The following is a 22,211-nucleotide window of genomic DNA, read 5'->3' on the forward strand; positions in this document are numbered from 1 at the left end:
ACAAAGAATCAAAGAAAAGACTATCAACATAAGTTGAGTCTGGAACTGGCAAGGGAATATGATGTAGTCTGTGTAGAAGACTTAAACATGAAAAGCATGAGTAGGAGCCTCCATCTGGGAAAAGGGGTGATGGATAATGGATTTGGGAACTTCTGTAATCTCTTGGAATATAAACTGAGAGACAGGGGAAAGAAGCTCTTAAAAATCAATCGCTATTATCCTTCCAGTAAAACCTGTAGTAAATGCGGAAAAATAAAGAGGGAACTTTCCTTAGCAGAGAGAAGCTATCGATGTGAATGTGGGAATCAGTTAGACAGAGATGTAAATGCTGCAATCAATATCCGGGAAGAAGGAAAAAGAATGCTAAGTGCGTGACTGTACGAAAATAAAAGAACACAAACCGTAGGGCATACGGGGATAGCCTGCAGATACTTATTCCATTAGGAATATTGAACAGGAAGCCCCCACTTCAGAATGATAGCATTCAAGTGGTGGGAGCATGTCACGATTGAAAGCTTTATCTATCTTCCTATCTTATCCATGGGACAGACCATGATGGTTTTTACGGGACAAAACTTCGGTGCAGGGAAGTTTGACCGCATTCGAGAAGGAGCACGAAAAGGGTTGATTCTTGGAATTGGGATTACATTATTATTAACAGGAATCTGCTTGATTTTTCGTGAAAGCTTAATCTGGGTTTTACTAAAAGATGAACGGATTGTAAGAATTGGTGCAGGTATTATGGGAATCACCCTGCCCTTTTATTTCCTCTATGCCATTTTGGAAATTACAGGAGGCATTACAAGGGGACTGTCAAATACGATTGGTCCCATGAGGAACAGCATTTTGTTCTTAAGTGGAAGTCGTATTTTATTGATTTTACTATGGGCACAGAAGGGCAATGACATCAATCGCTTGGTTCTTGTCTATCCCGTTACGTGGGGATTGTGTGCTTTCTTTAATTATAGATTGATGAAAAAAGAATTGAAAAGGAGATCTAAGTGAATACATACCTAAAGGTTTATGACGATGATATTTATTTGCCTGCCACAATTATAGAAGGGGAACGGGAAGGGAAAACCATTCTGATTACGGCAGGTGTACACAGCACAGAGTATGTAAGTATTGAGGCGAGTATTCAGCTGGCAAAAGAGCTGGAAAAGGAAGATACAAGAAGGGCGTTAAAAGGAAAAATCATTCTTATACATGCCACGAACTACAGTGGGTTTTGCAAAGGAAATACGCTGTCTCAGGTCCCAGAGGATGGACAGAATCTAAATCGTGTTTTCCCGGGAAACCGCGAAGGGAGCGTATCGGAGAAGGTGGCATGTTATATGGTGCAGGAGATGGTGTTTTTATGAGTATTGAAGCTTATGAAAAACGAGAACAGATTCTGGAGTTACGTGGAAAAGTTTTACAAGCAGAAGAGGAACGTATAAAGGGGGAAAGAACCCTTACAATATCAGAAGCAAGAAAGGAATTGAGAAAACGTGCCGAAGAAATGTAAGGAAAAGGTTCAGTATGTACAGCCTAAGAAGCAGGGAAAAATATAATATAAAATAGTGGTGATTTTATAAAATCACATTGACAAATGCGCCCATAAATGATAAGAATATTAATAGAAGCTAAGGCAGAGATATTATCAACGATGAGAGCTGTTGGACTGGAAGAATAAAATCAGTTCAGCAGCTTTTTTAGATATTACGATAAAAAAGGAAGGGGAAACAAGTGAGAAGGATAAGCAGAGTGATTGTGACATGTATGTGCATGGTATGGTTATTAGTGGGGTGTACAGCGAAAGATAATATTTCAATAAAAAACACTGAGTTTACAATCGGTGTAGTTACAAAAGCAAAAGATAGTGAATATTGGATGTCTTACATCTCCGGTCTTAATAATGCTGCCCGGGATTTTGATGTAAATGTGATTTTAATTTCGCCTCAGACGGAAAAGGAAGCAGATGTACAAAGGCAGATGATAACAGATTTGCTGAACAAAGATATTGATGCGATTGCAATTTCTCCCATTGATTCAAGAGATATTTCCTATATAGATATAGCCCAAGAGAAAGGCATACCAATTTATGCTACAGATTCTGCTTATTTTGATGTGGATATTCCGTATATAGGATATGACAACCATAAGATGGGTGAAGATTTGGCAGAGATCACGGCTCAATATCTGAAAGGAAATGGAAGTGTAGGTATTATTTCCGGCAGTTTAACACAGGCAGGGCATAGAGAACGTGTGGAAGGATTTTGTGGTTACCTGGATGAACATTCTTCTATACGAACAGCTTTTGTTATTGACGGGTACAGCAATCTGATGCTCCCAGAGACTGAGATAAAGGAGCTGTTAGATAATAATCCTGATTTGGGAATGATTTTTGTGACCAACGCTGTAGCGGCGCTTGGATTAGCGGACTATTTGGAAGAGCAGGAATCAAGCATTAAAATCTGCGCAATGGATGCTCAGCAAGATGCATACGAAGCAGTTAAAAATGGAAGGATTATGGCATTGGCAAATCACTCAGGCTATGAAAATGGTTACCAGACAATACGGCGTATAACGGAAATTGTAAGAGACCATAAAGAGTTAGAAGAAACAATGCTCCAAGCAGAAATCTTAACAAAAGAAAATATATATAATTATGACCTGCAAGGAGAGCCGTAAGGAGGTAGAGGAAGTTGTGGAGTTTGCGGAACAAGGTATTACTAGGGGTGCTATTGGTTATTACGGTGATTGTGATTTGTGGGGTTACCCTTGTTTATAAAAAAGATGCGGAAATGATACAAAAAGACTATTGTCAAAACTTGTACTATCGCGTCGAGCAGGCCGGGAAATATTTTGACAATACAATGAGCAGTATTTATGAAATATCAGCCAAAATGGCTTATGAAAAAGAGTTGATTCAATTGGTACAAAAGTATAAGGAGCAGCAGACCGAAGAAAGTGCAGCAAGACTGTCACAACTTTTGGCGGATTATAAAACGAAGAATATGGAAATAAGCTCTATTTGTGTGTATTTAAGAGAATTGGATGTTTTAATTACCTCAGAAGAATATCCGGTAAGAGTAGAAAGACCGATGGTTGCATTAAGGGATTCCACTTTTCATAATCCAACGCTTATGGGCATACCTTATAAAAAGGAGGGGCACATGCTTTCCTTTGTGAATACACTGAATACAGGAGAAGTAGAGCCTAGTGTTGTAATGGTCAACGTTCAGGAGAGGTCAGTTTACTATAATTATTTGGATTATTTAGACAGCAGTAAGGTGACAACTTTGATGCTAGTGGATCAGGAAGAGAAGGTGATTTCTGCGAAAGAAAGGTCTTTAATTGGAACATCTTTTAGCCAGCCTATTTTTCATGAAAGTACAGGACAAGGTATTGTGAAAGGAGAAAATGGTGAGGAAATCGGCCTTTCTTATCGTGCTCCCTTTTCTCAATATGTCATTCGTCTTGTGGTATCGACAGATGAAATTTTGGTGCAGCTGAGATCGTTGCGCTTTTTCGTTTTGACCTTGAGTATTGTGTTTATTGCGGCTGCGTTTTTGTTTTCTTATTTTAGTACCTTGTTTATATACAAGCCTCTTAGTCAGCTGACCGAAACCGTTAAGTCAGTCGGACAAGGGGATTTGAACCTGCGTTACAAAGTTACAACAAAAGATGAAGTGGGAACCCTTGGTACCAATTTTAATAATATGTTAGATCAGATTAACGTCTTATTTAAGCAGTTGATTCGGGAAGAGGAATTGAAAAAAGATGCAGAGTTAGATGCTTTGCAATATCAAATTCGCCCTCATTTCATGTATAATACATTAAATACAATTAAATGTTATGCTCTTACAAAAGGAGAGAAGGAAGTGGCAGAATTAATTGCTAATTTTGCAGATTTACTTCGAACAGCAATCAATAAGAATGGAGTTTTTATTACGCTTCAGGAAGAGCTGGACATTGTTGACAAATATGTGAAGCTACAGCAATTTCGACATGGAGATGTGTTTGCTGTATTTTATCAGGTTGAGGATGCCAAGGAGTGTTTTATCCCCCGTCTTATTTTGCAGCCGTTCGTTGAAAATTCCATTGAGCATGGGTTTGACATGGGCAAGACAGATAATGAAATTGTGATTTGTGCATCCGTAGAGGATGGAATCTTAAATATAAAAATTAGTGACAATGGTATTGGAATGCCTCAGGAGCTTATTGACAAGCTACTGAATGATCCGGCAAAAAAAGTTACTGGAATGAGTAACATTGGTATTTCTAACGTAAAAGAGAGGCTGTCATTATACTTTGGAGATCATTGTCAGGTAAATATGATGATGGTAAATAAAAAATTAGAAGTATCTATATCTATGCCTGCGATTACAGATGCCAAACAATTATGTGAATTTGGACGAAGAGAGGGGGAAAGCATATGTATAAAGCGCTGATTGTAGAAGATGATCGGATTGTCCGGCAGTATATGTCGGATTTATCAATATGGAGTGAGTTTGATATCGAAATTACAGATGTTGCCAGAGATGGGGTTGAGGCTCTTGAGAAAAAGAAACAATGGAATCCGGATCTGATTATTACCGATATTTCAATGCCGCGGATGGATGGAATTGAAATGATTGAAGAGATTAGAGAGTTGGATCAGACCGTATACATTATGGTGTTAAGCTGTCATGATGAATTTGAATACGTAAAAGAGGCGATGAAGCTGGGCGCCGATGAATATATATTAAAGGATACTTTTAGTGAAGAGACGTTAATGGAAATTCTTCCTCATACAGTAAAGAGCCTGCGTAAAGGTAACCACAAGGAAGAGAATTTTTACGCAAGACAAGACCTTAAATTTTATTTTTTTAATCAGTTAATGGCAGGAACACTTGTTGGAGAGGAGCGGGAAACAAAAAGGGTGGAGGCGCAAATTGCTGGTAAATTTATTCATTGTGCTGTTATCAATTGTTATATGGCAAAATGGAATCTTATTAAATACCAGTCGTTATTGCCGGAGTGGGATCACTATAGCCGTCAGGTGTTGGAAAATTTAGAAAATCATTTTGGTAAATATTTAGAGAACTACAAAGACTATATAGAAATCCTTTATTTAGGGGAGGGACATTTTTGCTGTTTTGTAGATGTTTCCAATGAATGTAGAGTGAGCCAGATGCAACAGCAGCTTATTAAGATTGTCTCTGTTATGGGTCAGTGCCTGAAACAAGAACCCTATCAGTATGTGACTGGTGTGAGTGACATATGTGCAGGAGAAGCGAATGTCAAGCAAGCCGTTTTACAGGCTCGAAATATGGTGAAACTAAGCTTTTACACAGAAGAAACTGTGCTCTATTATGCAGGTGGGCTAGGGCATCATATCGTGGATAAGCTTCCAGAGAATGTGAATCATCTGCGGAAGCAGCTGCCCATTTTCCTAAAGGAAGATAAAGATGATGAAATCATTTTTGCACTGCAGAATGCCGTCAAAGATTTTAAAAAGGAGTTTACAGCTCCGAATTTAGTGATTAAGTGGGTCAAGGATATGGATCAGAGTCTCCAAGTAGAACGAGAGGAAGACTTTTATGCCAGTATATTTACAATTAAGGATGTGGAGTCAGTTTGTGCAGAATATAAGGTTCATATCTTGTCCTTATTAGTCAGTACGGTACCGGAATATTTAAGTCCTGCGCTATGTAGTGCTCTCACATACATTCATGAAAACTATAAGAATAAAATTGGACTAAAAGAAGTGGCAGGAGCAATACATATGAATGCATCCTATCTAAGTACATTGTTTCAAAAAGAAATGTCGGTAGGATTTGCCCGCTATTTGCTGGAGCTAAGAATCAGAACCGCGAAAAAGCTTTTAGTCAATACCAATTACAAAGTAAAAGATGTAGCAGAGCAATCGGGCTTTTATGATTATCACTATTTTGCAAGAGCATTTAAGAATATGACAGACTTGAGTCCTTTGGAATATCGGAAGGCAAATAAAAGAGAGGGACTATTCTGAAAAGCACCTTATAGGGAAACCTATGAGGTGCTTTTTTTGTGGAGCGTGGAAAATATTTGGATTATGTGACTTAAATTTGCATACCTAAAATGAACACGCAAAAGTGTTTGCAGAGATTAAAAACAACTATAAAAACGTAGTGAAATCTAAATTATTGTACCTTACTCTTGAGTCTTTAAGTACTTATAATGAACGAAAAATAAGACCGAGGAAGGGATGGATAGAAAAATGAAAAAAGTCGGAGTTGGTTTAATAGGAGCAGGAGTCATTGCAAAATTTCATATGCAAGGTTACAATTCAGTATTTGAAAACTATGGAGATGTTAAACCCAGATTTGTAATTGTTGCAGATCCTAAATTGGAAAGAGCAGAGATTTTAAAGGAATCTTATGGATTTGAGAAGGCCTCTACAGACTGGGAGGATGTGATTCACAATCCGGAAGTGGAGCTGGTATTAATTACAACGCCAAATTATCTCCATGCTGAAATGGCAATTGCAGCCGCAAAAGCAGGCAAGCATATTATGTGTGAAAAGCCAATGTCCATGAATTTAGAAGAAGGTCAGGCAATGGTTGATGCTGTAAAAGAAGCAGGCGTTATTTCTCAGGTGGATTTTGTATACCGGAAGTGCCCTACTATTGTAGAAGCGAAAAAGATGATTGACAATGGCACGATTGGTGACATCGTTACCTTTAGAGGCTGGTTTGACTGTGCATACATGGCAGATCCAGCAACACCGATGATGTGGAGAGAATATAAGAAGTTTGCAGGAACTGGAAGTATGGGTGACTTAGTTGCTCATGTAATCAGCTTATCAGATTTTTTACTAAACGATCAAGTAGGTGGAATCGATGAAGTAAATTGTTTTAGTGATATTGTTTACAAGGAAAGAGAAGACATGTTTGATTCATCTAAGAAAGCGGAAGTGGATACAAATGATGTGGATTACACAATTGTTCGCTATAAAAATGGACGGACAGGAGTTCTTTATTCATCAAGAGTAGCTGTGGGACATGACAGTCGTCTGGGATTTGAAGTAGTGGGCTCAAAGGGAACCATTAAGTTTGCACTGAACCGTATGAACGAGCTGGAAATTTTTATTGAGGACGGAGATGAAATTAGCCGTGGATTCAAAACTTTGGCACCCAATCCAAATCACGGAGAGTTCAGACATTTTTGTACTTATGGTGATGATGGAATCAGTTATCCAAACGTTATGGGAATTCAAGCTCATTCTATGCTGGCAGCAGTTGCAGATAAAAAGCCTTTAGACATAGATATTGCATATGGTCTGGAAGTGGATCGCATTATGGTTGCGATGCAGGAATCAGCAAGCACAAAAAAAGCAGTTAAAGTGTCAGATATGCAGTAGATGGAGGGCGAAAACATGAAGGAATTACAGGTGGGTTTAATAGGGTGTGGTGCCATCGGACGAGATCATGCTCAAAGAATTCAAAATAAACTTCAAAGAGCAAAAATTGTAGCGGTAACAGATGTTATAAAAGAGAGTGCCCAAAAGGTTGCTCAGCTGTGCGGGTGTAAAGTGGCCGAGACGGCAGAGGATATTATAGCAGATCCTAAGATTGATGCAGTGGTGGTAACAGCTTGGGATCCGGCTCATAAAGAGCTGGTGTTGGAATGTATCAAGCACAAAAAGTTTGTCTTTTGTGAAAAACCCTTGGCAACTGAGGCAAAGGGAGCGAAGGAAATTATAAAAGCGGAAATGGAAGGTGGACAACGCCTTGTTCAAGTTGGGTTCATGAGACGCTATGACAAAGGATACCGGCAGATGAAAGAGTTGATAGATGCTGGAGAAATCGGTGCACCTCTTTTGGTTCATAGTGCACATCGTAATGTAGCCAGTGGACAGGGTGTCACAGAGGATTTTATGATTACACAAACTTGTATTCATGAAATTGATTTGACGAAATGGTTGATTCAGGATGATTATGATTCGGTACGTTGTATTGTGGGACGCACTTCGAAGGAAGCACCGGAAGGCTTAAGAGACCCTCAAATGGTAATGATTCGTACCAAAAGCGGAATCTGCATTGATATAGAAGTGTTTTTAAATGCCAGGTTTGGATATGATATTCAATGCCAGGTCGTTGGTGAAAATGGGACGGTGAATTTACCGGATCCATCTTATCCTCCTATACGAAAAGAAGCGTTTAAAGGCACCTCATTGTGTATGGATTGGTCCGTTCGTTTTATTGAGGCCTATGATGTAGAGCTTCAAGAATGGATTGATAATACGCTGGAAGGGATAACCTCTGGACCAAATTCATGGGATGGATACATTGCTGCTTTGACTGCTGATTTACTCATTCAATCAAGGGATGAGGGTGGAACAGAAATTAAACTAAATACACCTGAGCGTCCTGTGTTTTACGCTTAGTCAGCAAGTACAAATGAGTGGAGGAGGAAGAAAGATGGGCGTTCCATTGTTGGAAATGCGTAATATTACAAAAATGTTTCCTGGTGTAGTGGCTCTTAGCGAAGTGAACTTAACTGTAGATCAAGGTGAAATACATTTGCTGTTAGGAGAAAACGGAGCAGGAAAATCGACGATGATTAAAACCATTATCGGAATTAATAAGCCAGAAGGCGGAGAAATGTTTTGGCTGGGACAGCCAATGAAAATAAATAGTCTTGATGATGCATACGAATTAGGAATTTCAGTTATTTATCAAGAGCTGAGCAATATTCCCTGTTTAAGTATTGTAGAAAATATGTATCTAGGTTTTGAAAAAAGAAAAAGCGGATTTATTGATTGGAAAGAACAAAGGGCTTGTGCTAAGAAAGCACTTGAGCGTGTAGGGTTATCAGATATAGACGTGGACATGCCAATGGAAAAGCTAGGTATGGGTCAGAGACAATTAGTGGAAATTGCCCGTGCGATAGATCGTAATGCGAAGCTGATTATTATGGATGAGCCAACTTCATCATTGAGCCGTAAGGAGATTGATTTCTTGATGGATCTAATGCTGGAGTTAAATAGTGAGGGCGTTTCAATCCTCTTTATTACACACAAATTAGATGAAGCCAAGAGAGTTGGAGACCGGGTAACAGTTCTTAGGAATGGACAGAATTCGGGAGAAACTTTGCAGGTTAAGGATGTCACGGAAGATGACATTATTCAAATGATGGTTGGACGTACTTTGGAAGAGAAGTATCCAAAGCGGAAGGATGTAAAAATAGGCAAGGAAGTTTTACGATGTGAGGGCTTATGTGCAGACAAATTTGATGAGGTTTCTTTTTCGGTTCGCAGTGGAGAAATGCTGGGCGTATTTGGCTTAGTAGGCGCTGGGCGAACGGAAGTCATGCGTGCACTTTTCGGAGCAGATGCACTTGCAGATGGGAAGATCTATTTGGAAGAAAAAGAGGTCATCATGAAGCATCCAAGAGATGCAATCAAGCAAGGTGTTGTATTGATTACTGAAAATCGTAAAGAAGAAGGTCTTATATTGATTCATGATGTAGTGGAAAACGGTACTTTGGTAACCCTTGAAAAGTTTAAGCGAAAAGGTGGATTGTTGGATAATAAAAAGCGGCGTGAAATGGTTCAAAAGCATGGAGAGGCATTGAACTTGAGACCATTACAGCCAGATAAACAATCCCTTAATTTTTCCGGTGGAAATCAGCAAAAGATCGTAATTATGAAATGGCTGCTCTCTGGAGCCAAAGTATTTATTTTTGATGAGCCAACAAAAGGTGTTGATGTAGGTGCAAAAGTTGAAATCTATAACATCATGAATCAACTTTTGGAAGATGGAGCTGCTATCATCATGGTTTCTTCGGAAATGGATGAAATCCTTGGAATGAGTGACCGGGTTATGGTTATGTATGAGGGAAAAGAAATGGGTATCGTAGAGAATGATGGTTCAGTGGGACAGGAAGAGATTCTTACACTGGCAACAGGAGGGACGTTATAAATGAAAAAGGAAAAAACAGTAGGCTTACAAGTCAGGGAGATTATGGGAAAAGCAGGACCAATTATTGCGCTCATTCTATTATGCATCTTTTTGACGTTAAAAACAGATAAATTCCTGACCGTAAATAATATTATGAATATTGCACGTCAGACATCTATGAGTGGATTCCTGGCGCTTGGTATGATGGCATGTATTTTAACCGCTGGAATTGACCTATCCGTTGGATTTACAATGACACTGTCAACAATTGTAATGGCAAAGTGTGCAGTAGAAATGGGATTACCTCCATTTTTATGTATTATCATATGTGTGTTAACAGGAGCGGTATTAGGTTTAGTAAATGGTTTGCTTTTGACGAAATGTAAATTGCCTCATCCCTTTATTTCGACAATGGGAACACAGAATATTTACAAAGGTATTGGTCTGGTTATTACAGGTGCAACTCCAATTGCAGGAATGCCATTAATGATTTCATGGGCAGGATCTGCAACGGTAACAAAAAGTACGGGATCTATTCTTGATAAAATGCCAGTTGGATTTATTCTTATGCTTGTTGTGTATGTTCTTTTTAGCATTTTTCTCACCTATACAAGGTTAGGACGTCATATCTATGCAGTTGGTGGAAATATGACAACGGCTGGTTTATCAGGCATTAATGTTGATTTTGTGCGAACCAGTGTTTACGTGATTTCAGGAATTATGGCCTCTTTAGGTGGTATTATCGCAGTTGGACGAAGTGATTCCGCATATCCTCTTTCAGGATTACTATTGGATAACGATGCCATTGCAGCAGTTATTATTGGAGGAACCAGTTTCTTTGGTGGAAAGGGAAATGTTCTGGGAACTTTTTCGGGGGTTATTCTGATTTCCGTTCTTCGAAATGGATTGAATCTTCTGAAAGTAAGCTCAGACATGCAGACGATCTTTTTAGGAGTAATCATTATCATTGCAGTGTTTATTGATGTGGTTCGAAACGGTGGATTTAAACGTGTTAAGAGAATGAAAAAAGAAGGCGAAGCAAAAGCAATCGCATAATAAAAAGGAATTTCCCCGTCAGAAAGATGGGAAATCATAAGGAGGAAAAAGTATGAAGAGAAACATGAGAAAATGGAGCGCATTGTTTGTGAGTATTATCTTGGTTTTGTCCATGATAATGGGGTGCAGCAGCAAGAAAGAAGAAACCAGTGGCGGTGAAGAGACGAAAACGGAAGGTAAAGATTATGAGATTACCGTAGTATGTATGGCTCTTAACAGTGATTACTGGCATATGGTTGAAGCAGGTGCCAAGCTTGCTGGTAATGAGCTGGGAGTAACAGTAGACGTAGTTGGCCCAAATGCAGAGTCCGATTCGGCGGCGCAGATTAACATGGTGGAAGACGCTTGTAACAGTGGGGCAGACGCGATTGTATTGGCTCCAAATGAACCCACATCCTTAGTTTCAGCAGCAAAAACGGTTAAAAATAACGACACACCATTGGTAATTATCGACGCAAAGCTAGATACAGATGATGAATCTCTATACGATTGTTTTATTGGAACCGGAAACATTGCAGCAGGTGGAGAAGGCGGTAATTTTATTGCATCAAAGCTTGAAAAGGGAGACAAAGTAGGAATTATTCGTGGTTTAAATGGACAAAGCGTTCATGATCAACGTGCGGATGGAGCGCAGGCAGCCATGGAAGAGGCAGGCTTGGAAGTTGTATCGATTCAGCCAGCGGACTCTGATCGCGGAAAAGCAGTTAATGTAGCAGAAAATATGCTGCAATCGGATCCAGATATTAAGGCTTTCTATGCAACCAATGATGATATGGCTTTAGGAGCATTGCAAGCAGTTGAGTCTGCAGGGTTAAAAGATATTGTTATTGTAGGATTCGATGGAACCTTCAATGCGATGGATTCAATTGCGGATGGTAAGCTGACTGGTTCAGTGGCACAGCAGCCAATCGAAGAAGGCTATCAGGGAGTGGTAAACGCAGTTAAAATCCTTGATGGTGAAGAGGTGGAAAAAGAACAAGCCTTAGATGTCGTTGTACTAACAGATGAAAATGTTGCAGACTTCCGTAAAAATGTAGAAGAACAAATTGAAAAATCTGGAGTTAAGCTGAACTAGAAAAAGTAAGATAGCAGAGGTGTCGTGGGAGTGACTAAGAGTTACAAGCACGACACCTTCTTTTTATGATAAAACATTCACAAAAAAGTATTATTATTTTAGTGAATGTTTTTAGATGTCTATTGCTTGACGTTAAAAACTAGATTATATATAATTGAACAAAGAATATAAAATAAAAGAATAAAATATAAAGTGGTTCAAATTATATTTTATTTGAATGGAGAGGGGAGCGAAAATGGCGGAATACATTCTGGAAATGAAGGATATCTGTAAAAGTTTTTCAGGAGTAAAGGCTCTTGATAAAGTGTCTCTTAATATCAAACCTGGAGAAGTACATGCTCTGATGGGAGAAAATGGTGCAGGAAAATCCACGCTAATGAAGATACTTATGGGAATATACAGCCTGGATAGTGGGATGATTACGATGGATGGGGAAGTATACAAGGCTAATAATCCAAAAGAAGCAATGAATGTGGGAATTTCGATGATTCATCAGGAGCTTAATCCCATATTAGATATGCCGGTTTATGAAAATATTTTTGTGGGACGAGAGCTTAGAAATGGACCGTTGGTGGATAGTGGGGCAGAAATCAGAGAGGCCAAAAGGTTGCTGGAAGACCTGGGAATACATGTCTCCCCACATACACTATTACGGGATTTGAGTGTGGCGCAGTGTCAGCTGATTGAGATTATTAAAGCGATTTCCATTAACGCTAAGGTAATTATTATGGACGAGCCAACCTCAGCTATTACGGATCATGAAGTGAATGTTTTATTTTCTCATATTGATAATTTGCGCAAGCAAGGAGTGGCAATTATCTATATTTCTCATCGGATGGAAGAGATTTTCCAAATATGTGACCGCATTACGGTGATGCGTGATGGCCAATACATTGGAACAGATACAACGAAAAATCTGGATGAAAATAAATTAATTAAGATGATGGTGGGAAGAGAAATTACAGATGTATTTCCTAAAGTTGAGGCAGCGATTGGAGAGGTTGTTTTTGAGGCGAAAAATATTTCACGTGGAAAACAAGTCGAGGATGTCAGCTTTTCCCTTCATAAAGGAGAGATTCTTGGAATCGCTGGCTTAGTCGGTGCTGGCAGAACAGAGCTTGTAGAAGCCCTATTTGGAATGGACAGGATTTCAGGAGGAGAAGTTTTTATACATAAGAGAAAGGTAGAAATACGTTCCCCCAGAGATGCAATAAAGAATGGTCTTGCCCTTGTTACTGAGGATCGTAAGGGCTCTGGATTGAATTTGGGAGGATCTGTGGAAGATAATATTACAACGGTTGCGATTAAGAAGCTGCTAAAGGCGGGCTTGATTAATCGGCAGAATATGCGGGAAGCTGCCGACCAATATATTGAAAAGCTTAAAATCAAGACATCTTCCAGAAATCAAGCTGTAGGATATTTATCCGGTGGAAATCAGCAGAAGGTTGTGATATCTAAATGGCTGCTAACAGATCCAGAAATCATTATTATGGATGAGCCAACGCGAGGAATCGATGTAGGAGCAAAACGTGATATCTATCTTTTAATGGGTGAGTTGGTGAAAAGTGGTAAATCAGTGATTGTTATATCCTCCGAAATACCAGAATTGATGGGAACCTGTGACCGGATACTGGTAATGGCAGAAGGACATATAACAGGGGAGTTGAACAGAGAGGATTTTGCTCAGGAGCATATTATGTCTTATGCCTCAGCAATTGAAGTTTAAAAAAACAATTTATAGAAATGGGAGAATAAAGATATGGGTAAAAGGCAGAAATTAATGAAAGAATATGGGATTGTTCTAATATTTATTGTTCTGGTAATTGTGATGACAATACTGTCACCGAACTTTGCACAACCAAAAAACTTAATCAATATTTTAAAACAAACATCTATTAATGGAATCCTGTCACTAGGGATGATGTTTGTCATAATATCCGGGGGATTTGATCTTTCTGTTGGTTCGATTGTTGGTGTAACAGGTGTGGTGGCCGCCTATTTGGGCATGGGTGAGCATCCGCTGATTGTTGGACTATTGGCTTGTATAGGATTGGGTGCTTTATTTGGTTTGACAAATGGAATTGGAGTTTCCGTAGGGAATTTACCTCCATTTATTATGACTCTAGGAATGATGACAGGGCTGCGGGGTCTTGCTTTAGTGATTTCGGGTGGACAGCCGGTTACAGGAATCTCAAAAGAATATGTAAATATTTCGAGTGGTTTCTTGTTTGGAGTCATTCCATACTTAGCAGTATATTTCTTAATTATCACGGTGATTTGTGCATTTATCTTAACGAAAACTGTATACGGAAGAAGAGTCTACTCCTGTGGAGGAAATCTCCTTGCGGCCAGAGTTTCCGGAATTAATGTGAAAGCAATGCAGACATCAGTATATATGATTGCAGGAATTATGGCGGGAATTGCCGGATTTTTACTTACAGCACGTACAACAGTAGGAGCACCAACAGCAGGAGATGGTTATGAAATGGATGCAATAACAGCTTGTGTGATTGGCGGTGTCAGCATGAACGGTGGTACCGGAAAATGGTTTGGAGTTGTGATTGGCGCACTGATTATTTCGGTAATTGCAAACGGTTTGGATATATTGGGAGTTTCTTCCCATTATCAGAAGATTATAAAGGGTATTATTATTATTGTGGCAGTATTAGCGGATGTAAATGGGAAGACAAAAAAAGCATAGTCCGACCATTTCAAATAGCATCAAAAGAATAAAAGAGGAGGAAATAGTAAATGAAAAGAAAAGTGATATCAGTTCTAGTGTGTGCAGCTATGCTAATGACGCTGTTAATCGGATGTAACAGAGGTTCAGAAAAAACAGATGATAGTTCTTCAACAGATGAAGGTACTTCAAAAGGGGATTTAAAGGTAGCAATGTGTATGAGTCATCAAACAAATGATTTCCAGATTACGGTAACATCTGCAGCTATCGAAAAAGGAAAAGAATTAGGAATTGAAGTGGTTGTATTTGACGGAAACAATGATTCGGCAACCCAAATCAGTCAAATTGAATCCGCTGTGGACCAAGGATATGATGGAATTATCTTTGAACCGATAAATGTGGATGCAGTTCAAAATATCGTGACATATGCAACGGACGAAGGTATTCCTGTGGTAAATGTGGTTGGAGCAATGTCTGATTGGGAAGAATACGTTGCTGCATACGTTGGTGGAGATAATGTAACTGCTGGAGAAATGGAAATGGAAAAGGTGGCAGAGCTTTTAGATGGTAAAGGGAACATAGCAATCTTAAATGGACCAATGGGATCAGACCCACAAATACAGCGCCACGAGGGATATGATAATATCTTAAAGGATTATCCGGATATCACTGTTGTAAATGAAGATGATGCTGAGTGGGCAACAGACAAAGCTCTGAATATTGTAGAGAACTGGTTACAATCAGGGAAAGAAATCAATGCTATTATTTGTCAAAATGACGGCATGGCTGTTGGAGCAGCAAAGGCAGTACAAGATGCTGGAAAAAAAGACATCATTGTAACTGGTATTGATGCAACCTCTGATGGTATCGATGCAATTGAGAGTGGTTCTATGACGGGAACTGTTTCCCAAGATGCAGCAGGACAAGGCAGCTTATCCGTAGAAACGATGGCAAAAGTAATCAATGGAGAAAAATTGGAGAAGACAGATCTTCGTACAGAAAACATCTGGATTGATGAATCTAATGTAAGTGAATACTAAAATGAAATAGAGAATAAAAAATAAGAGGAGAAATCCTCTTATTTTTTATTCATATCAACAAATGATTTTTTGTATTGTATAGGAGAAATACCTACATGTTTTCGGAACATAGAACTAAAATGTGCAGGAGTACTAAAGCCAAGTAAGTCTGAGATTTCTGCCATGGAGAGCTCTGTATTCATTAATAAGCTTTGCGCTTCCCCGAAGCGTCGGAACAACATATACTGTATAGGAGAAATTCCTGTTTTAGCTTTAAAAGAGTGTGAGACAAACGAAGGATTCATGTTGAGAGTTTCACTGATACTTTCTAAAGTTAAGTTTGCTTCATAGTGTGAATCAAGAAAAGTCTTAATCTTCTCAACAACCGCATCCGTTTTACTGGATGGGGTTCTTTTTACGTGCCGATCCCGGCTGAGCAATAATTGGTAAATCAGTAATAATATAGAATTTGCCATTGAAGTAGAGACTTCATATAAGTTGTCAAAATCCAGAGATAACATATAAATAAGTTCCATGATAGAGCCAACCTTATCGGCAAGTGTACCGCATGGAATAATTGGATAATCGTCTATGTCAATTAGCCAATTGTCGGGTAATCCCTTTATTTTTACATTTGTTAAAGCACAGCAGTAGGACTTGAGACTATTTTTAAAGGTTGGAGCGTCTCCATGTAGCACTTTAGCATTACAGATCACCATATCTCCCTTACAAATAGCGTAGGGCTGGTTATTTACCATGTAATATCCAAATCCGCTATATACGTAATAAAGCTCCAATTCATTTTCATGAGAATGAAATAAACGAGTGTACTTATTGTTGTGCTGTTCATCGATTAGATATACGGCACTAAGTTGTGGCAAAGTTTCATCTCTTAGTATCCTTGATAAATTGTTGACAGATTTTTCCATAAAAGCCTCCTCAATTGACGCACAATTCCCAAGTGTGCAATTATTTGTAAATTCGGAAAATATTCCATACCGAAATAGCTGATTTTGGAACAAGATTACGATAACGTGATATTTCGGTATGATGCTAGAATATATTTAAGGAAAAGAGATGGATGATGCTTATCAAGTTTAAGTTAATATGAAGTTTATCATAAAAGAGAAATATAAGCTATCAAAATCCGCAAAAGTTTGCTGTTAAGGAGAAGGAGGTACAAATGTTAAAAAGAGAAAATATCAAATTAGGTATTGCACCAATTGCATGGACAGAAGATGATATGCCGGAATATGGAAAAGAGGCGACATTTCTTCAGACCATCAGCGAGATTGCCCTGACAGGGTATGAAGGAACTGAAATTGGATGCACTTATCCTCATGATGCAAAAGTATTAAACGAAGAGTTTAAACGAAGAGGTCTGGAAAATATCACACAGTGGTTTAGTGCTTACATCAATGAAATACCATTTTGGCAAGTAGAGAGAGATTTCAAAGATCATATGTACTTTTTGAAATCAGCAGGAGCAAAGCTGATTAATGTATCGGATCAAAGCTTTAGTGTACAACACAGATCTCGTACCAGTTTCATGGAAAAGCCGGTTCTAAATGAAGAGCAGTGGAAAGAATTGGCAGCAGGATTAGACAAGCTGGGAAAGATTGCAGTAGAAAATGGAATGGAAATCGTCTATCACCATCATATGACAACGACAGTTCAAACGGCAGAAGAAATCGATAAATTAATGGAACTTACCGATCCAAGATATGTGAATCTTATTTTTGATACAGGTCACCTGGCTTTCTCAGGAGATGATCCAGTTAATGTTTTAGAGAAGCATTTTGACCGTGTAAAGCACGTACATCTTAAAAACATCAGACAAGATGTGGTGGATCGCTGCAGAAGGGATAAATTAAGCTTCTTAGAATCTGTTTTAGAGGGAGCATTTACAATCCCGGGAGATCCGGAAGGATGTGTAGACTTCCCAGCGGTCTTTAAGATATTAGAAGAAAGAGAATATAAGGGATGGCTCGTTATAGAAGCAGAGCAGAATCCTTATATCTATAATCCTTTTGACTACGCAGTTATGGCAAGAAAATATGTAAAAGAGCAAACAGGTATTTAATAAAAGAAAGGTTGGATTAAGAAATGAAAAAAGTAAAAGTAGGTATTATTGGAGTAGGTAGATTAGGTTACGAGCATGCATGCAATCTTGCAAACCGTGTGCCAAATACAGAGCTTGTAGCGGTGTGTGACAGAAAAGAAGAACGTGCAAAAGAAGTGGCAGAGGAATTAGATGTTCCTGCATACTATACAAATGCAAAAGATTTGTGTAATGATTCCAATGTTGAGGCAGTTGTTATTGTAACCAATACAGATTCCCACACAGAAATGATAAAAATTGCAATGGAAGCTGGAAAGCATGTATTTAGTGACAAGCCATTAAGTGATACGATTGAAAAGTGTAAAGAAGCAGAAGAAGTAGTTGCAGCGCATCCAGATCTTACATTTATGCTTGGGTTTATGCGAAGATACGATAAGTCATATGCTGTTGCAAAAGAGAAAATCAACAGAGGAGATATCGGAGATGTGATTTTAGTACGTTGTTATTCTCAGGATCCAGTGTCCATTATTGAAGGAACTCTTGAATATGCACCACGTTCTGGTGGACAGTTCATTGATATGAACATCCATGACATTGACTTGATTCGTTGGCTGACTGACTCTGAGCCTAAGAAATTATGGGCAATTGGCGGATGCTACGAGTTTAAACAATACAAGGATTGGGATGACGGAGATAATGTGGCAACCATGATGCAGTGTGAAAATGATGCAATGGCATTTATGTATGCAGGTCGTGCAGCAGCTCATGGCTCTCATGTTGAAACAGAAATTATCGGAACAAAAGGAACCTTACGCATTGCATCTGTGCCGAACAGCTCGATGTTAGAAGTTATGAGTGAACATGGTGTTTGCCAAGAATGCTTCCAGGATTTTGTTACACGTTGGCACGATGCTTACATTACAGAAATGGAAGTGTTTGCAAATAACGTAATCGAAAAGAAACAAGGTACACCAACTGTAATAGATGGAACGAAGAACACAGAAATCGCATTCCGTTGTAAAGAATCATTCTTAAGCGGTAATATGATAACACTATAGGAAAATATTGGAGGAAAAGGAAATGGGAAAAAAGGTAAGAATAGGACTGATTGGTGCAGGTAGAATAGGAAGATTGCATGGCGCAAACTTAGCACATTCAGTAGCAGACGCTGATTTGGTAGCAGTAGCAGATCCAATGATGAACGATGAAATGAAAGAATGGGCAGCATCCATGGGTATTGAGAAGTGCTACTCAGACCCAGATGAAATCATTAATGATAAATCAATTGATGCAATTTTCATATGCTCTGCTACAAATACTCATGCAGATTTAATCAAAAAAGGGGCAAATGCAGGGAAAAATATTTTTTGCGAGAAGCCAATTGATACAGATTTAAATAAAATCAAAGAAACGTTAGAAATCGTTAAAAAGGCTGGAGTAAAACTTCAGGTAGGATTCGTACGCCGCTTCGATCATAATCACAAGAAGGTTCATGATACAGTAGCAGAGGGGTACCTTGGAAAGCCACATGTAATCAAAGTAACTTCAAGAGATCCGGATCATCAGCCAATGGATTACATTAAGGTATCTGGCGGGATTTTTATGGATATGACAATCCATGATTTCGATATGGTTCGTTACCTTGCGGGAAGTGAAGTGACCGAAGTTATGGCATACGGTGCGGAATTAAGTGGTGCAGGTTATGCAGAGCTAGGAGATGTAGATACAGTAATCGTTATGATGAAATTTGAAAATGGAGCTCTCGGTGTGATTGATAACAGTAGAGCAGCACATTACGGATATGATCAACGAACAGAAGTACACTGTGACAAAGGTTGTGTTCAGGTGGCAAACGACCGCAATGATATGTCCATGATTTCAACGGCAGAAGGCGTGGAAATTTCAAAACCAACATGGTTTTTCTTGGAACGCTACAATGATGCATTTATTTCAGAAGCAGTAGAGTTTACAAAAGCAATCCTAAATGATACGGAAACACTTGTAAATGGAAATGACGGATTAGCACCAGTTATCATTGCAATGGCAGCAGAAAAGTCACTGAAAGAAGGACGCCCAGTGAAGGTTGGTGAAATATAGATGGAACAGACAAAGAATACGAATCGTTTAACAGTAGGGACTCGTGTTGCATATGGATTTGGAGATACAGCTTGTAATATTGTGTTTGGTATGATTTCCACACTACTGACACTTTTCTATACAGACTATGCTGGTGTATCAGTTGCAACAGTAGGTTTAGTAATGCTGATTTCCCGTATTTTTGATGGGACCTCAGACATTATTATGGGATTTATCGTCAATAAGACAAAGTCTAAGTGGGGCAAAGCGAGACCATGGGTATTATGGATGAGCATTCCTTATTGCGTATCAGCAATCGCACTTTTTACAGTACCACAGACGAGTGAAACACTACAATTTTGGTATATTTTCATAACATATAACCTGTGTACAACAGTATTTTACACTGCAATTAATGTGCCTTACGGAACGTTGTCTACAATGATGACGCGTTCCTCACACGAAAGAGATTTACTCTCTATCTTCCGTATGTCAATGGCTCCAATTGGTAGAATTATTGCAGTTACATTGACAATGCCGATTGTCAAATTATTCGGTGATAATCAAGCGGCCTGGGTAAAGGCAATGTCTATGTACGTTATTTTGGCATTTCTTATGCTTCTAATTTGCTTCCTTCAATGCAAGGAAACGGTATCATTTGAACAACGAGAAAAAGTCAAGATTCCATTTGGGAAAAATATAAAGGCACTTTTGACAAATCAATACTTTTGGGCAACCCTTATTCTTTGGACTGTAACTTGTGTTCATGGAACAATTGTAGGAACATCGTTGCCTTATTACTGTAAATACATTTTCCAAAATGACTCGTGGATGTACAGTGCCCTCTATTTTGCAGAAGCAGGAACGCTTGTATTAGGAGCAATGCTTTGCCCAATTCTTTTAAGAAAAATGGGAAAAAGAAATCTATCACTAATCGGTGCAATTATAGCTGTAGTAGCCCATGCGTTATTCCTTCTTAATCCAGGCAGCTTTGGTTGGGCACTAGGGACCAGTATTGTCAGAGCATTAGGAGAAGCACCTCTTACCGCTGTTGTATTTGGTATGATGGGGGATGTTATCGAGTTTGGACAGTGGAAGACCTCTATTCGTCAGGAAGCTTTAATCTTTGGAGGAGGATCATTAGGATTTAAAATTGGAACTGGTATTACCAGTGCTGTAATCACATCTTTATTAAATAAAGCAGGATATTTAAGTTCAACAGGAGCGAAAGTGGTACAACCGGATTCAGCAATAAGTATGATCAAGAATATTTATATGTGGGGACCGATTTTAGTATGGATTGTAGCAGTTATTGTACTCTTGTTGTACAAATTGGATAATAAATATCCGAAAATCATGGAAGAATTAAATGAAAGAGAAGCAAGAGGCGAGATGTAGGAAAGGAGCTCTAAATGTTAAAACTTGGTTATAACGAAGCAACGTGTAAAGAGAATTCTAATGTAATGAGAGATTTGGAACTTTGCGAAAAAAATGGATACGACTACATTGAACTGCGATTGGACATGCTGAAGGAATATCTAAAGTATAATACTTTGGAAGACTTAAAAAAGTTTTTTGCAGGAAGCAAATTAAAACCATTTGCATTTAATTCAATTGAAAATATTAATTTCTGCTCTCCAAAGGAATGGGAAGAATTAGTGAACCTATTCACTTTTGGGTGTATGGTGGCAAAGGAAATTAATAATCCTTATATCATTGTTGTACCGACAATGACAGATGAAATCTGTACATTGGATGAGCAAGTTGTGTTTGAAGATTCTGTAGAAGTACTGAATAAATTAGCAGATATTGCAGAGCCCTACGGTGTGAAATTATCTTTTGAACCAATTGGAGACAGAAGATGGTGCTGTAACAGTGTGAGACAGGCTCTTGAAATTGTAGAAGCAGTAAACCGTGATAGTGTTGGCCTTACCGTAGATTGTATCAATTTCTATATGCACGACAAGGCAGCCGATATCGAGTACATTAAGAAAATACCAAAGGACAAACTCTTTGTCTATCACATCAATGATTGTGAAGACTTGCCTCTCGGTGTGCTGGATCACTGCAACAGATTGATGCCAGGTCTTGGTGCGATTCCGGTAAAGGAAATCTCGGAAGCAGTAAAAGCAGTAGGATATGATGGTCCGGCGTGTCTGGAATTGTTCAGACCGGAATATTGGAATATGAGCGCAGATGAAGTCATTAAGATGGGTGCAGAGACCACAAAAGCGTTTTTGTAGGGAATTAATTTTAACAAAAACATCAAGAATTCTCCTTCCTCTATAGGGAGTGAGATGAATTGATTTACTTGCCTGTCGGCAATGAAAAA

The 22,211-nt window shown here is 38.8% G+C and carries 21 protein-coding genes; 20 read left to right on the forward strand and 1 reads right to left on the reverse strand.

All coding sequences use genetic code 11. The features are described 5' to 3' along the window. The 15 genes from NHH15_RS14335 to NHH15_RS14405 form a co-directional block, all read left to right on the forward strand. Positions 1–375: RNA-guided endonuclease InsQ/TnpB family protein (locus tag NHH15_RS14335; protein WP_262066647.1), on the forward strand; the 375-nt coding region annotated here is incomplete at its 5' end. Between the two features lie 99 nt (positions 376–474). Continuing rightward, positions 475–1,005 carry an MATE family efflux transporter gene (locus tag NHH15_RS14340; protein ID WP_262067338.1) on the forward strand — a complete coding sequence of 177 codons (531 nt, stop codon included), beginning with the start codon at positions 475–477 and terminating at the stop codon, positions 1,003–1,005. After that, the gene (locus tag NHH15_RS14345; protein ID WP_262067339.1) at positions 1,002–1,361 is read left to right on the forward strand and encodes a M14 family metallopeptidase; all 360 of its coding nucleotides are present in this window, start codon (positions 1,002–1,004) and stop codon (positions 1,359–1,361) included. The genes NHH15_RS14340 and NHH15_RS14345 overlap by 4 nt, the downstream gene beginning before the upstream one ends. Continuing rightward, the gene (locus tag NHH15_RS14350) at positions 1,358–1,507 is read left to right on the forward strand and encodes a hypothetical protein (protein WP_262067340.1); all 150 of its coding nucleotides are present in this window, start codon (positions 1,358–1,360) and stop codon (positions 1,505–1,507) included. The genes NHH15_RS14345 and NHH15_RS14350 overlap by 4 nt, the downstream gene beginning before the upstream one ends. Positions 1,508–1,746: 239 nt before the next feature. Further along, a complete protein-coding gene (locus NHH15_RS14355; RefSeq protein WP_262067341.1) occupies positions 1,747–2,673 on the forward strand; it encodes a substrate-binding domain-containing protein in 927 nt (308 codons plus the stop codon). 14 nt (positions 2,674–2,687) lie between these two features. Then, positions 2,688–4,436, forward strand: coding sequence for a sensor histidine kinase (locus NHH15_RS14360; RefSeq protein WP_262067342.1), 1,749 nt, complete (start codon positions 2,688–2,690; stop codon positions 4,434–4,436). Beyond that, on the forward strand, positions 4,421–5,998 hold the full coding sequence (locus tag NHH15_RS14365; protein ID WP_262067343.1) for a response regulator transcription factor: 1,578 nt from the start codon (positions 4,421–4,423) through the stop codon (positions 5,996–5,998). The genes NHH15_RS14360 and NHH15_RS14365 overlap by 16 nt, the downstream gene beginning before the upstream one ends. 228 nt (positions 5,999–6,226) lie before the next feature. Further along, positions 6,227–7,369 (forward strand): Gfo/Idh/MocA family protein, encoded by a 1,143-nt coding sequence (locus NHH15_RS14370; RefSeq protein ID WP_262067344.1) that lies wholly within the window; start codon positions 6,227–6,229, stop codon positions 7,367–7,369. A 15-nt stretch (positions 7,370–7,384) separates the two neighbouring features. Continuing rightward, positions 7,385–8,395, forward strand: a complete 1,011-nt coding sequence (locus tag NHH15_RS14375; protein WP_262067345.1) for a Gfo/Idh/MocA family protein — start codon at positions 7,385–7,387, stop codon at positions 8,393–8,395. A gap of 34 nt (positions 8,396–8,429) precedes the next feature. Beyond that, a complete protein-coding gene (locus NHH15_RS14380; protein ID WP_262067346.1) occupies positions 8,430–9,932 on the forward strand; it encodes a sugar ABC transporter ATP-binding protein in 1,503 nt (500 codons plus the stop codon). After that, positions 9,933–10,967, forward strand: a complete 1,035-nt coding sequence (locus tag NHH15_RS14385; RefSeq protein ID WP_262067347.1) for an ABC transporter permease — start codon at positions 9,933–9,935, stop codon at positions 10,965–10,967. It begins immediately after the preceding gene. A 52-nt stretch (positions 10,968–11,019) separates the two neighbouring features. Beyond that, entirely contained in the window at positions 11,020–12,042 is a 1,023-nt protein-coding gene (locus tag NHH15_RS14390; protein ID WP_262067348.1) for a sugar ABC transporter substrate-binding protein, read from the forward strand. Between the two features lie 235 nt (positions 12,043–12,277). Next, positions 12,278–13,768, forward strand: a complete 1,491-nt coding sequence (locus tag NHH15_RS14395; RefSeq protein ID WP_262067349.1) for a sugar ABC transporter ATP-binding protein — start codon at positions 12,278–12,280, stop codon at positions 13,766–13,768. A gap of 33 nt (positions 13,769–13,801) precedes the next feature. After that, the gene (locus NHH15_RS14400; protein ID WP_262067350.1) at positions 13,802–14,743 is read left to right on the forward strand and encodes an ABC transporter permease; all 942 of its coding nucleotides are present in this window, start codon (positions 13,802–13,804) and stop codon (positions 14,741–14,743) included. Between the two features lie 50 nt (positions 14,744–14,793). Further along, a complete protein-coding gene (locus NHH15_RS14405; RefSeq protein ID WP_262067351.1) occupies positions 14,794–15,762 on the forward strand; it encodes a sugar ABC transporter substrate-binding protein in 969 nt (322 codons plus the stop codon). Between the two features lie 38 nt (positions 15,763–15,800). Here the strand turns inward: NHH15_RS14405 and NHH15_RS14410 are convergent, their stop codons facing one another. Next, positions 15,801–16,670, reverse strand: coding sequence for an AraC family transcriptional regulator (locus NHH15_RS14410; RefSeq protein ID WP_262067352.1), 870 nt, complete (start codon positions 16,668–16,670; stop codon positions 15,801–15,803). Positions 16,671–16,924: 254 nt separating this feature from the next. Here NHH15_RS14410 and iolE point away from each other — a divergent pair, with 254 nt between their 5' ends. Genes iolE through NHH15_RS14435 form a run of 5 tightly spaced genes read left to right on the forward strand, consistent with a single transcriptional unit; the run spans position 16,925 to position 22,122 of the window. Next, positions 16,925–17,824: a myo-inosose-2 dehydratase gene (gene iolE / locus NHH15_RS14415; protein WP_262067353.1), complete on the forward strand. Its 900-nt coding sequence runs from the start codon at positions 16,925–16,927 to the stop codon at positions 17,822–17,824. Positions 17,825–17,847: 23 nt separating this feature from the next. Beyond that, complete coding sequence (locus NHH15_RS14420) at positions 17,848–18,861, forward strand: Gfo/Idh/MocA family oxidoreductase (protein WP_262067354.1); 1,014 nt, start codon at positions 17,848–17,850, stop codon at positions 18,859–18,861. Between the two features lie 22 nt (positions 18,862–18,883). Beyond that, positions 18,884–19,900: an inositol 2-dehydrogenase gene (gene iolG, locus NHH15_RS14425; RefSeq protein WP_262067355.1), complete on the forward strand. Its 1,017-nt coding sequence runs from the start codon at positions 18,884–18,886 to the stop codon at positions 19,898–19,900. Further along, a complete protein-coding gene (locus tag NHH15_RS14430; RefSeq protein ID WP_262067356.1) occupies positions 19,901–21,277 on the forward strand; it encodes an MFS transporter in 1,377 nt (458 codons plus the stop codon). It begins immediately after the preceding gene. 14 nt (positions 21,278–21,291) lie between these two features. Beyond that, entirely contained in the window at positions 21,292–22,122 is an 831-nt protein-coding gene (locus tag NHH15_RS14435; protein ID WP_262067357.1) for a sugar phosphate isomerase/epimerase family protein, read from the forward strand. Positions 22,123–22,211 lie beyond the last annotated feature (89 nt).

The organism is Aequitasia blattaphilus, from assembly GCF_024721305.1.
GTDB lineage: Bacteria > Bacillota > Clostridia > Lachnospirales > Lachnospiraceae > Aequitasia > Aequitasia blattaphila.